This is a genomic window from Dellaglioa sp. CoH-57-MRSF-21, from assembly GCF_056781915.1.
Genome location: NZ_JBXAXU010000224.1, coordinates 1 through 251 on the forward strand (window position 1 = coordinate 1; position 251 = coordinate 251).

General features: G+C 55.4%; 1 protein-coding gene. It reads left to right on the forward strand.

Annotated elements, in window-relative coordinates; genetic code table 11:
- On the forward strand, positions 1 to 251 hold a 251-nt coding region (locus AC1RPQ_RS08590), incomplete at both ends, for a hypothetical protein (protein ID WP_481762364.1).

The window sequence follows — 251 nt, forward strand, 5'->3', positions numbered from 1 at the left end:
GCTGTGGAATGGTTCGAGTTCCCTGAACCTCCGGACGGCACGCAAGAGTATTACCGTGGCGCGAAGACGTTCATCGTTGATGATGAGGAAGGCGGCTTCGTACTCGAAGTGTGCGGCGGCATCAACCACGAAGACGGCGTTATCGGCCTGTTTCATGACTGGATCAGTGTATTCATCGACGAGCCGCACGGTCACGAGTACGGTTGGTTCCGATTTGAAGGGGAATGGGTGAATAGCCCTCTGTACGTAGG